This window comes from Peptoniphilus indolicus, assembly GCF_900454665.1.
GTDB classification, from domain to species: domain Bacteria; phylum Bacillota; class Clostridia; order Tissierellales; family Peptoniphilaceae; genus Peptoniphilus; species Peptoniphilus indolicus.
On sequence record NZ_UGTH01000001.1, the window covers coordinates 1,435,810 to 1,449,718 of the forward strand.

Here is a 13,909-nt window from a genome sequence, read left to right on the forward strand (position 1 = left end):
CAAGATACTTTAGTTTGTTTTAGCAATATAATTATAATATAATAAAGGAAAGTTAATATTTGGAGGAGCCTATGAAATATACAAATAAGAGCAAGCTAATAGCAGGAGCATTAATTTTAGTAATAGGGTCAAGTTTATGGCTAAGCAAAGATTATTTGACAAAAGGGAATGCGTTTCCAAACCTGCCAAGAGTTGAACAGACAGTGAATACAACAGAAGACTATTTAGCAGACTTTGACTATGCCTACGAAGTTTTAAAAGAAACTTATCCATATTTTGAAGTAAATAAAATTAAAAGCGGAGTGGATTGGCTGGCAAACAAAGATAAGTACAGAGCTGAAATCGCAAAGAGCAAAAGTACTTCGGATTTTTATAATAGAATGAATTTGATTTTAGAGGATTTACATAATGGGCACACACAACTGATTGATGAAAAAATAGGGTTTAATATGTATATGCTTATGAAAAGTTATCAAATCAAACCTGAAGATAAATTTTATTATTATAGGGAGCAGGAAATAGAGCAATTCGAGGCACCAAAGGTAAGAGCAAGATATAACATAAACAATGAAAGTATAAAAAAGGCACTTGAAAATGGAAATAAAAAAGATTTTTTAAATAATATAGTAAACAATGGAAATTTAGGTAATGTATTAGTAGGAGATATAAAAAATGATATAGGATATATAAAAATAAATGCAATGCAAACTGATATGGGAATTGAAGAAGATAAGAAGACAATCTTGCCATATTTAGAAAAAATTAAAGACTATAAAGCATTGGTAATTGATTTAAGAGGTAACGGAGGTGGAGATGAAAGTTACTATTTGAGATTTTTATATCCTAGTTTAATGGATAAACCTTATTCAACAAAAAGATACCTTTTTATAAAATCTGATTTTTTTAAAAATAGAATAGAGAATAGATATAATAAGTTAGATAAAAAAATATTAGAGTCTTTTAAATTTTCTTCAGAAACAAATGATTTAATAAAAGATTTTAAGTATTATATGACATATGATACAAATTTAGAACCGAATGATGACTCAATTAAGTTCAAAGGGAAAATTTATTTATTAGTAGATAGAGGTGTGTACAGCGCAGCAGAATCAATGGCATCTTTTTCAAAAGAAAGTGGATTTGCCACTTTGATTGGAGAGAGAACCGGTGGAGATGGCATAGCAGAAAATCCAAGGATAGTTGCACTTGATAAAACAGGTTATATGATGAGATATTCTTATAGTTTAGGAACTACAGAAAGTGGCAGTGTAAATGAGTTGGAGCAAACAACACCTCACATAGTTTGCAATCCTGATACAAGAGGTGCATTGATAGACCAGCCTTGCATACAAGAGGTTTTGAGACTGGAAGAGTAGAGCGATGGGAAAGATCCGCAGGACAGTTTTGGTTTACTTTATGGATGAAATTTTATTTAAACGTAGGGGCGGCACGTATATGCAAGACAGAAAATGAAATAAAAATAGAACAGACAAAGAGAAATAGGAAGTAAAAAAAACAACATAGGCCCGCCCGCAAATGAAAAAATAAATAGATGGTATGGAGTTAGTATTAATAAATTTATTTGTTTAGGTTATTAATATTTCAAAATATAGTATTTGACGGGACGGCCTCACGCTGAATCGTTAGTGCGTCCTCTACGATTTTATGAAACATAAGTTATTTTGCCAATCAAAAGTAGGGGCGGCACGTATATGCAAGACAGAAAATGAAATAAAAATAGAACAGACAAAGAGAAATAGGAAGTAAAAAAAAACAACATAGGCCCGCCCGCAAATGAAAAAATAAATAGATGGTATGGAGTTAGTATTAATAAATTTATTTGTTTAGGTTATTAATATTTCAAAATATAGTATTTGACGGGACGGCCTCACGCTGAATCGTTAGTGCGTCCTCTACGATTTTATGAAACATAAGTTATTTTGCCAATCAAAAGTAGGGGCGGCACGTATATGCAAGACAGAAAATGAAATAAAAATAGAACAGACAAAGAGAAATAGGAAGTAAAAAAAAACAACATAGGCCCGCCCGCAAATGAAAAAATAAATAGATGGTATGGAGTTAGTATTAATAAATTTATTTGTCTAGGTTATTTATATTGTATTTCATAATTTATTATTTCGAGAGAGAGCTAAGGGAGTTGAGATTATCCATAACGACCTCCCTCAAGCGCCCTTCCCCGAAATCCTCAAAACGTTTTTTGGGTTTATTTTTATACATATTATTTCTAAATTGTTGATGTTTTGGATTGTTTGGCTTGATGGGAAATTTTCACTGTTACAAATTAGCGTGTCCCCACGTATTTAAGAATTATTGTGTTCTGTAATCCTATTTTATTTGTTCCATAATTACAAAAAATCGGACCTAAGTCCGATTCATAAAATCAAATTAAATTTTAGTAAGTTTCTTTGAAAACTTCAAAATGTGCACGTGGGTGAGCACAAGCCGGACAAACTTCAGGAGCTTCCATTCCTTCGTGAATATATCCGCAGTTGTTACATTTCCATAGAACTACCTCATCTTTTTTGAATACTCTGTCATTCTTGATATTTTCAAGAAGTTTTCTATATCTCTTCTCGTGAGCCTCTTCAACTTCTGCAACTTCTCTAAATACTTTTGCAATCTCAGGGAAGCCTTCCTTTTCTGCAATATCTGCAAATTCAGGATACATTTCGCTGGCTTCTTCATGTTCGCCGTCAATTGCGCCTTGCAAGTTTTCCTCAGTTGTTGAGAAAACCACCGGGAAACTTCCTGTAACTTCAATAGTTTCTCCGGAGTCAAAACTATTCTTTAAAAATTTATAAAATCTCTTAGCATGCTCTTTTTCATTTCTCGCCGTTTCTTCAAATATGTTTTGGATTTGTACATAACCATCCTTTTTTGCTTGTGATGCTGCATAAGTATAGCGCATATTTGCTTGAGATTCTCCTGCGAAAGAAGCCATCAAATTTACTGCTGTTTGTGTACCTTTTAAACTCTTCATAATTTCCTCCTACTATTAAAATAACTTTATCTACTTTCTAATTATTACCCTTATTCAGCGAAATAAACACAATAAGCTAACGATTTTCCTAAATATAATTGTAAAATTTACCAAGACCGAGTATAAAGGAAATTCCCACTAAAAAAGCCAAAACTTCAGAAACAATAGTCGCAGCCCAAATACCACTAAGACCATAGAAAATAGGCAGCACAAGCACTGCAACTATTTGAAATACAAATGTCCTCATAAACGAAATAATTGCCGACACAAACCCATTGTTAAGCGCAGTGAAAAAAGAAGATGAAAAAGTGTTAAATCCAACAATTAAAAAAGAAATCGAAAAAATTCTAAAGGCTTTAGATGTCATATTAAAAAGCTCAAAATCATAACCTACAAAAATTGTGCTTATACTATCCGTTCCAATTTGAGCAACTAAAAATAACACAACACCCGATGAGAATAGTAACACCAAGCTCTTTTTCAACATATTATTTAATTCCAAATGATTTTTCGCGCCATAATTATATCCAATAATAGGAGCAGTACCGATATCATATCCCAAATAAATTGAAATAAATATAAATTGAACATACATAATTGCCCCATATGCAGCCACACCATTCTCTCCGGCAAATTTTAAAAGTTGTAAATTATATACTATACTTATCACTGATGTCGATACGCTTGTCATCACCTCGGACATTCCATTGGAACAAGATTTTAATATTACATCCCACTTAATATCAGTCTTTGTCAACTTTAAAATACTTTCCTTAGAAATTATAAAATATATTAGAGGTATAACTGTACCGACGGTTTGACTTATACCCGTTGCAAGAGCCGCTCCAAATACACCCCAGTTAAACCATATAATAAAAATAGCATCTAAAACCATATTGGTTATACCGGCTAAGATGGTAACCTTTAATCCTAACTTGGGATTCTCTGCAGTTACCAAAAAAGTTTGGAAGATATTTTGTAGCATATACGAAACATTAAATATCAACAATACTTTTCCGTATATCAAACAATCTTTCATCATATCGTTTGTTGCCCCAAGAAGTATGGAGATGTCCTTTAAAAATAAAATGCTAACGATGCTTATACCTATGCCAAAAATTATTGCAAACAAAATGAGCATTGAAAAATACTTACCGGCAAGTTCAATTTTCCTTTCCCCGAGAGTTTTGGAAACTAAGGCGCTTCCTCCGGTGCCTATCATAAATCCAAATCCGCCAATCATAAGTAGGAATGGAATTATTATGTTCACAGCAGCGAAAGATGTCTTGCCTATAAAATTTGAAATAAAGAGTCCGTCTATGACAACATAAAAAGAAGTAAACAACATCATAAAAATAGACGGCATACAAAATTCAATTAATTTTTTATATGTAAAATGTTCTGATAACTTCATTTTTTCTCCCCAAATATATTAATTATCTTATTATACATTATTATCAATTAAATTTTCATTCACATATATTTTAGAGGTATTTAATTTTGGTGTTTATTTTGTAGAACTTCCACTAACCCTTTAGTAAGGTAGACCCATCATACTAAAGATGATGAAATTTTTGAAAATCATAGATAAATTAGATTATGCAGATTAAATTCCGCCAATTTGTTTTTGACAATAAAACAATATGTATTGCTAAATTCATGTCACCTCTGCATTTATTTTCAAAAAAATATAAATCTAAATATATAAATTTTAAAGGATTATATAATGAACTGTTTATGATCTTTATAAAAGATAATTAAACATAGATTGAATATGGATTTTATATACTATAAATTTTAAAAAAATTGAGATTTTAATATTTATAGGCATATTAGAGAAGATATTAAATCTATATTATATTTCGTACCATCAAGATGTAGTGAGTTTTAATGAATATAAAATTAAATTTTATTTAGATTTTTGTGTTTATTACAGTGCAAGAGGAAAGATTAAAAAACAATTTAAATACAATTATTTTATTTAAAATAATTGACATAAAATATTTTCGAAAGTATAATTTCTAACTGGTAAAAATTTACAAATATTAAATAGATTTTAACTAAAACATATTGTTTTGTTATTTAAAAGTGAATAAAAAAGGAGAATTATATTAATGCAAAAAAATCAATTAAAAACAATGGGAAAAATTAGAGTTAGAAAAACAGGGAAAAAAATGTTTTTAGCCAGCGCAGCAATGGCAGTAGTACTTGGTGTATCTACAAGTACAGTTGGGGCATGTAGTGTAAGCCCAACTGTATGTGCTAATCAGAAAGGACTTACTTCAAGAGCTGATGATAAATTTAATTGCGTTGCATGGTATGAAGAAAATGAAAGAGAAACTCTTAGTGGACAAACTCCAATGGGAAGCCTAGAAGGAATAGATAGAGAAACAAACTATCCAACAGAATCAGGATTTGGTGGACAAACTCCAATGGGAAGCCTAGAAGGAATAGATAGAGAAACAAACTATCCAACAGAATCAGGATTTGGTGGACAAACTCCAATGGGAAGCCTAGAAGGAATAGATAGAGAAACAAACTATCCAACAGAATCAGGATTTGGTGGACAAACTCCAATGGGAAGCCTAGAAGGAATAGATAGAGAAACAAACTATCCAACAGAATCAGGATTTGGTGGACAAACTCCAATGGGAAGCCTAGAAGGAATAGATAGAGAAACAAACTATCCAACAGAATCAGGATTTGGCGGACAAACTCCAATGGGAAGTTTAGAAGGAATAGATAGAGAAACAAACTATCCAACAGAATCAGGATTTGGTGGACAAACTCCAATGGGAAGCCTAGAAGGAATAGATAGAGAAACAAACTATCCAACAGAATCAGGATTTGGTGGACAAAAGCCAGGAGAAACTGAAAATGATGGAACAGAGACACCTCATTGCTCTACTCAAAAAGGGCTTACTTCAAAAGAAGACGACAAACATAACTGTGCTGCTTGGTATGAAGAAAATGAAAGAGAAACTCTTAGCGGACAAACTCCAATGGGAAGTTTAGAAGGAATAGATAGAGAAACAAACTATCCAACAGAATCAGGATTTGGTGGACAAACTCCAATGGGAAGCCTAGAAGGAATAGATAGAGAAACAAACTATCCAACAGAATCAGGATTTGGTGGACAAACTCCAATGGGAAGCCTAGAAGGAATAGATAGAGAAACAAACTATCCAACAGAATCAGGATTTGGTGGACAAACTCCAATGGGAAGCCTAGAAGGAATAGATAGAGAAACAAACTATCCAACAGAATCAGGATTTGGTGGACAAACTCCAATGGGAAGCCTAGAAGGAATAGATAGAGAAACAAACTATCCAACAGAATCAGGATTTGGTGGACAAACTCCAATGGGAAGTTTAGAAGGAATAGATAGAGAAACAAACTATCCAACAGAATCAGGATTTGGTGGTCAAAAGCCAGGAGAAACTGAATGTAATTGCGTTGGATGGTCACAAAGAGATAATAGTGTTTGGAAAAAAATTAAAGATTCAATTTCAGGAGCTTGGTGGAACTTCACAGGATGGATTAGAGGCTGATAAGATAATATTTATCTTTTAGACTATTAACATTTATATAAGGTTTGATTTATTATAAATTCAAGTTATAAAAATATCTGTTAGGGAGTAATCTTTAACAGATATTTTTATGTATAGAAATACTCTATAATGTTTGCAAGAATTTTATCTAAAAAATATTATAGGGATTAAAATTTTAATTTAATTTTGTGAATCGGGCTCAGGCCTGATTTTTTATAATTTTTAGAGTATTAAATACAGCTGCTGAGTTGAAATTATACAACTGAATTTCATAAATAAATTTATAGAGTAAGAATAAATTAAAAAATATTTTTAATATTGGTAATTAATTGCAAATAATGTTCTGTTCACACAGGATCCGTGGTATATAGCACATTTTAATCAAAAAAAACCTGAGGAGGGTAAAAATGAACAGTTTATTGTTCCTAAAAATATTCATTTGTGGCAAGGTTCAAAGGAGAGCGGAGTTTATGGTGTTTTAGGTAAGATATTGCCAGCAACAAATGGAGAGCCGGATAGATCCAAAGGGGAATATCATAAATGGGAAGATAAGATACCAAAACAAGATTTTATATTAAAAGAGGGTACTAATCTCACTATGGCATATATGAAGGTGCTTTCCGGAGTAAATATTATAGTTGAAAATGGTGCGGTATTAAATTTATATGATTCTTCAATTTTTGGAAAAATTACAGTTGATGGCGGTACTTTAAGAGTAAATTATGATACGGAAGACAAGTTTACCGGTGATATAGAGGCAAAAAATCCAAATAAATTAATATCCGGAACATCGATACAGGGTCAGATAATTTTAAAAAATGGAGCGGTGCTGGAAGATTCATATGTGTATTCACATACAAACAATCTGGTAGATGGGGGAGCTGCGCTTGAAAATATAAGACCTGTTGTATTGGTCCAAGGAAAGGCTTTTATCAAAGGCAATGTCTTTATAAGAGGGGATGAGTCGCCGACAGGAGAGGATAAGCAAACTAAAAAGGTATATAGGGGACAGAATGCAATGGCTATAGAGAATGGAAGTCTCACAATAGCTGATAAATCTTCTTTGTATTTATATGAAGGAGGAACTAATGTTACAACATCTTTAGGAGGAAATGCGCTTGAGTTAAAAGATGGAAAAGTTTTAGGCGAAGGAACTCTTGTTGCAATGGGAGGAGTAGGGCATGCTCCGATCAAGGATGAGAATATAGCAGGTTATGCAGTTGTTGGCAGAGGAGATATTTCTTGTGAGAAGGTCTATTTAAGATCCGGAAATGCTTATGCAGGAAGTGAGGAACAAAGAGCGATTAAGAGTAATGATGGTATTAAAATTCATAAGAATGTAAAGGGAAAGATCATTGACTCTAAAGGATGGGATGGAGAGTACAGGGAATATTGGAAAAGGTCGTCTATACTGTATAAAGTAGATTCACTAATACCAAATGAAATATTACGACCTGATGGTGATGAAAAAATATTTGGAGAGGCAGTTCCGGCGGATATTTTTAAACCGGGCAAAAAGATAAAAAGAGTTGATTTAAAATCATCTAATGTATATCAAAAATCTATAGCAGTAAGTTTAAATGACGAGGGCAGAGCTTGGTTAGAAGAAATTAAGAATAAATATGAGAATGAAACTACAGGTCAAAGAGAAACCGGGCACTATGAATATAGAAAATTAGTGAGAAACGGCGAGGGAAAAGTACATAAAACTGAGAAAACTAAAGTTGAAGAAGGATATATTGAAGGTTATCCGGACGGAAGTTTTAAGCCGGAAAATTCGATAACCAAAGACAAAGAAAAAAAGGATGAATTTAAGTTAAAGAAAGTAAAATTTGAAGCACAAGGATGGATACCAACGCTACAAGGTATAAAAATTTCAAGATACAAAGAAAGCCAAGAATGGTTAAAAGCCATATCAGAAGGTAGAAGCGAAATAAAGAAAGAAAAAGGGGAAAAAATAGAAAAACAGAAACATGGTAAAGAAGGTTACAGTGCTAACATAGAAGCCTCAACACTACAGATAAGTGGCTTGAAAGAGAAAGACACAGTAACTATAGAAGTAGAAGGATATGAAACTGTAACTCTAGAAGCTAAAAATGACAGCTGGGGAATTTATTACCTAACTCAAGTAGAAAATACTAAAAAATCAGAAGAAGAGAGACTTTGAAATAGTTTGTCTATAAAATTCCTCCTGATAAGATAATAATCAGGGGGAATTTTTACGCCAAGAAAAAGACTGGAAACAAAATTAAAAATATTAAAAATGTCAATCTAAGAGTATCAACTGGAAACAGCTGAGGACGTACAAGAAGCTATAGAAGAGTTTTTAGGAGATACAATGAGGCAAATGTTAAATCAAACTGGATTAGCATCTTTCTTTGGATACATTTATTTAAAAATTCAGTTTTTTCTAAATCATATATAGCATCCTTTATTAATTAAAATATTTAAAAAAATTCATAGTTTATTAAAAAAATATTAAAAAAATTTATTTATATTATTTTTTTAAAAAAATGTGATATATTTACATATGTCAATTAAATTTTTAAAGGAGGATTTAGAAAATGAGAGGAAAAACAAGTATCAGTTTTTTACTAGCTTTTGTTATGTTTTTTTCACAAGTATCTGTTTCTTTTGCAAATGAAATTAAATTTTCAGCTAAGAATACTGAGAATAGTTTGAAAGTTCATAATGAATTTATAGAAAAAACAGCAAATAAGTACAAAGATGATGATCAAGTGGAGATTATTGTTACTTTAAAAGATGACAAAGAGGAACTTTTAAAGGCAATGAAGAACGATTATAGTCAAAAAAAGGTTGCTCCTTATACAAAAGTAGCATCAATTGATTATTATGAGGCTGAAAGGCAAGCTAAATTGTATAAACCGCAAACTGTTCTAAAACCAACTGATGAACATGGTGTAGTAAATACAGTTAGGTATAATCTAGCTACTCAGAATTTATTTGAGTATGCACTTGATAATAAAGGCTATAGGTTTGAAATTATAAATCATATAGATTATATTTTTAACGGAATCGGGATAAAAACTAATTATAAAACTGCAAAGGAGATTGCAAAACTCCCGTATGTAGAATTAGTAGAACCTGTTGTTGAATACAAGAGAGTAGAACCTATCCATACTGAGATGCACACATCTACAAGTATTATTAAAGCCAATAATTTAAACAAGACAGGTTATACAGGTAAAGGAACTGTAGCAGCAGTTTTAGATACGGGATTATGGCATGGAAGTGAAAGTAAAATAAAACCTGAATTTAAAGATGATAAATTAGATAAGACTGCTTTAAAACTTAAAGCAGAAGAAGCTAAAGCATTAATTGCAGAGATAAATTCACATAAAAAAAATAATGCTGATGCTTTTTATATTAACAATAAAATTCCATTTGCAAAAGATTATTATAAATTTGGAGATAGTGAAATAATTGATATTACCAATGATCATACTTCTCACGGGACTCATGTTTCAGGTATATTAGTTGCAAATGGAGATCCTGAGCAAAATCAAATAAGAGGTGTTGCACCTGATGCACAGCTTTTATTTATGCAGGTTTTTAATGAAGTTGGAGGAGCAACGGGTTCAAACTTTATAGCAGAAGCTATAAACGATGCTATTAAATTAAAGGCGGATACTATTAATATGTCTCTTTCTATGGGAAATGTTGGTAACACAAGATCTGGAGATAAAATTATAGAAAATGCTATTAACAAAGCTACAAGCGCTGGCATTACAGTAGCTGTTGCAGCTGGAAATTATGGTTCGTCTGCTTATCCAAAGTTGGAAGTTAGAAGAGATAACTTTGATTATGGCACTCTAAGAGATATGGCAGCTTTTGAAAATTCTTTTTCTGTAGCGTCTTTTAATAATGAAAAACTTTATACTAACTATATTAAAATCGTGGGTAGTGAAGTAATAGTTCCTGCTTATTTAACTGATGGATTTGCAGGTGCAGCTATTAGTAATAATTTCAACAGGGAAGAAGAAAAAGAACTTGAAGTAATAGATGCAGGGATCGGAACGGATGAAGATTTTAAAAGATTAAAGGAACAAGGCGTAAAGTTTGAGGGAAAGGCTGTTATTATGAGAAGGCAGCCAGGGACTTTATATGTGACAAAAGTTGGAAATGCAAAAAAATATGGAGCTCTTTTAGCAATTGTCTACAATAATGTAGGCGATGAGCTTCAAAGTATGGGAGTAGGAGATTACTCTTCATCGATGCCATCTTTATTTATAGGGCAGAAAGCAGGAGAAGAAATTGTAAAAACGAAGGCTAAGGTAGTGTTAGGGAAAGGGTCTATAGTAATAGATAATCCTAATAAAGGGAAGATGTCTGATTTTTCAAGTTGGGGAGCAACTATTGATTTAGGGTTTAAGCCTGAAATTACTGCTCCTGGTGAGGGGATTTATTCAACTAATACCGGAGCACCAGATGAGTATATAAGTATGAATGGAACGTCTATGGCATCTCCTCATATAGCTGGAGCAAGTTTAATTTTAAGGCAATATTTAAAAGATAAGGCGCCTGAATTAGCTAATAGGGATGATATTTCTTATGTAGTTAAAAATATTATGATGTCAACTGCCAAACCTGTAATTGAGCCTTTATCCAATGTAGAATATTCACCTAGAAAAGAAGGAGCAGGATTGGTAGATTTAAAAGCGGCAACTGAAACTAGGGTTTATGCTTATGAAAAAAATACCAAAGAATCAAAGGTCAACTTAAAAGAGTTGCAAGAGAATGAGTCTTTTGATATAGATTTGAAAAATTTTGGGGACACAACTGCATCATATAAGGTATCTCTTGTTATAAATACAGACCTTGTAAATGAAAATCACATAACTTTGAGACCTAGAAGAATAAGTGAACAAGACATTGGAAGAATAGATGTAAAACCAAAAAGTATAGCAGAACAAAAAGTAACTATTAATGTTTCTAAAGAAGAACAAAGAAAATTAATAGAAGATATGCCTAATGGGTTTTGGATAGAAGGATTTGTATATTTTAAATCAGAAAAACCAGAGGAATATCCTGATCTGTCTATTCCTTTTATTTCTTTAAAGACAAAGGGTAATTTAAATGCAGGAGCTGTAGGGGTTATTGAACCTTTAATTTATGATTTAAACAAAGGGTTAAATAATTTAAATATGTTTTATAATGAAAAGAATAATGAAGAAGTTGGAAGGTATCAAAGTTACTCTCCGATAGAACAATACAAGACTATTGGTTTAGAAGTTGGAGGAACATTAGAGAATTTAAAGGCGAGAAAGGATAAGATAGCAATTTCACCAAATGGAGATGGTATAAGCGACAATATTATGCCTAAACTTGTTTTGAACAGATATATTTCAAGAATCTTTTTTGGAATTGAAAAGGATGGTAAAAATATAATAGAGACTTCGGCTATGAGCGGAAGCAAACTTGATCAATTTAAAGGGGTGTTTTTTAATTCAAACCTGATTTTAACAGTGAATGATGATATTAAAGATGGAGAATATGATTTAGTAACTACTGCTATAACTGATTATTCTGAAGCAGGAATCAGAAACGAGTCTAGTGACTATGAAAATGATGAAAAGTATGTTCTTAAAAACAAGATAATAATTGATAGAAATAAACCAAGAGTTACTAAGGTAGAAGTATTTGGTAATAAAGCTATATTGAATTTTACTGATCAATATCCTGAATTTAAAGGTTCGGGCGTTAAGTTAGTTGAAATTAAAGATAAAAGTCCTGGAAATATTATAGCAATAAAGGATGATCAAACGTCTTTAAGCATTATATTACCAGAAGGAAAAACTGTAAAAGATACAAAAGTTGCAATAGAAGACTGGGCAGGGAATAGATTAGAAGGAACTATTGAAGAGCTTAAAGAAAAAACAGTTTATAAAGCTATTAATGTTGTACCTATTGTAACTAATTCAGCATATAATGCTAAAGGCTTTTCTTACACAATAATAAATAAGATGACAAATCAAAAAGTGGAAGATGATAAATTAATTGCAGGAACCTATATTGTTAAAGTTACAGACTTGACAGGGGGATTGGAACTAGTTGATGAAAGAGAAAAAGAAGTTGTTTTAAAAGATGAAGATATTTCAAAGACAGTTTTCTTTAAAATATTTAGACCCGAAGATGCTAATAGAGATAAAGTGGATACTGTTACTTTGAGCTATCTTAAAGGATTTAATGGAAGTGAAAATTATGATCCTAAAAAGATAAAAATAACTGCTACAAATTTAATAGGTCAGGAATTTGAGTTTAAACAAAGTGATTTTAATGAACTTGAATTTATAAATGACTTGAATTTAGGGAAAGTTTATAATTTTAAGATTAGTCTTGAGGACTCTGAATACATAGCAGTTCCATCAGAATTTAGTACGAAGCTTAGTTATAAGGATCAGGTAAGAACATTCCAAGTTTATAAAAAAACAGATAAGTTGCTTGATACTGTAGATATAAATGTCAAATATGAATTTGAAGAAAGCAATATTTATCCTATTGATAATAAATTTGTTCAGTTATTAGTAAATGGAGTTGCGCCTAAATATGATAATGGTTACCCTAAAATGGGAACAAGGATAGAGATAGATTTTTCGAATAAAGGAACTTTTTATAACATGCCAAAGTATGACAGTTCTGGGAATATAATCAACTATGATATTCAGGCTCAGTATAATAGAAGACATGATTATGAACTGGCAGGATATAATAAGGATTGGGAGTTAGATAAAATTGAAAAGGTTTCTGACTACAATTTTGTCATTAAATACAAATTAACTGAAAAGTCTAGAACGGAAGGAAAAGCAGGAAATTATAATCCTAAAGTAGATGTTTCTGTTAAGGCAAATTGGGAAGGAGAATATATTGATAAAAATAATTTACCTGATGTGTATTTTAAATTAATGAATGGCAACAAAATTGTTAAAGGACCTACAAAACTTGAATATGGAAAAGATACTTTAGTTTGGAAGGATCTTCCCAAAGAAAAGGACGGACTGACAATTTATTATAGTGTTGAGATGGTAAATGCAGATGGAAGCCCTTGGAAAGCTGAAAATTTTGAGGGGGGAAGAATTATAAGAAGAGGTAACACCAACGAAGAAGATATTAATTCATTTAATTTCTCAGTTACAAATTCTTTTATTAAAAAAAGAGGAAATAGATTTATAACAAAAGAAATTCATGTAAGATAAATTATAAATGTAAGATGCTTAGATTAATATTGAAGCATTAATTAAGATATCATAATAGAATAGCAGTTAGTCTTAGTAGAACTTAATTAAAAATTATTAAAGTTTATTAACTATTTTATGTATCAACCTAAATTCTTAACAAA

At 31.5% G+C, this 13,909-nt stretch carries 6 protein-coding genes; 4 read left to right on the forward strand and 2 right to left on the reverse strand.

Annotated elements, in window-relative coordinates:
• Positions 1–71 precede the first annotated feature (71 nt).
• A complete protein-coding gene (locus DYE58_RS06915) occupies positions 72–1,376 on the forward strand; it encodes a S41 family peptidase (protein WP_115312130.1) in 1,305 nt (434 codons plus the stop codon).
• A gap of 1,037 nt (positions 1,377–2,413) precedes the next feature.
• Here DYE58_RS06915 and rbr read toward each other — a convergent pair.
• Positions 2,414–3,001, reverse strand: a complete 588-nt coding sequence (rbr, locus tag DYE58_RS06920; protein ID WP_004819573.1) for a rubrerythrin — start codon at positions 2,999–3,001, stop codon at positions 2,414–2,416.
• An 88-nt stretch (positions 3,002–3,089) separates the two neighbouring features.
• Entirely contained in the window at positions 3,090–4,415 is a 1,326-nt protein-coding gene (locus DYE58_RS06925) for an MATE family efflux transporter (RefSeq protein WP_004819572.1), read from the reverse strand.
• A 700-nt stretch (positions 4,416–5,115) separates the two neighbouring features.
• On the opposite strand from DYE58_RS06925, the gene DYE58_RS06930 reads away from it, so the two are divergent.
• The 3 genes from DYE58_RS06930 to DYE58_RS06940 all read left to right on the forward strand — a co-directional run bounded on the left by DYE58_RS06930 (position 5,116) and on the right by DYE58_RS06940 (position 13,766).
• Entirely contained in the window at positions 5,116–6,552 is a 1,437-nt protein-coding gene (locus DYE58_RS06930) for a hypothetical protein (RefSeq protein WP_115312131.1), read from the forward strand.
• Between the two features lie 439 nt (positions 6,553–6,991).
• Positions 6,992–8,719, forward strand: coding sequence for an S-layer homology domain-containing protein (locus DYE58_RS06935; RefSeq protein WP_004819570.1), 1,728 nt, complete (start codon positions 6,992–6,994; stop codon positions 8,717–8,719).
• Positions 8,720–9,116: 397 nt separating this feature from the next.
• Positions 9,117–13,766, forward strand: coding sequence for a S8 family serine peptidase (locus DYE58_RS06940; protein WP_115312132.1), 4,650 nt, complete (start codon positions 9,117–9,119; stop codon positions 13,764–13,766).
• Positions 13,767–13,909: the final 143 nt, after the last annotated feature.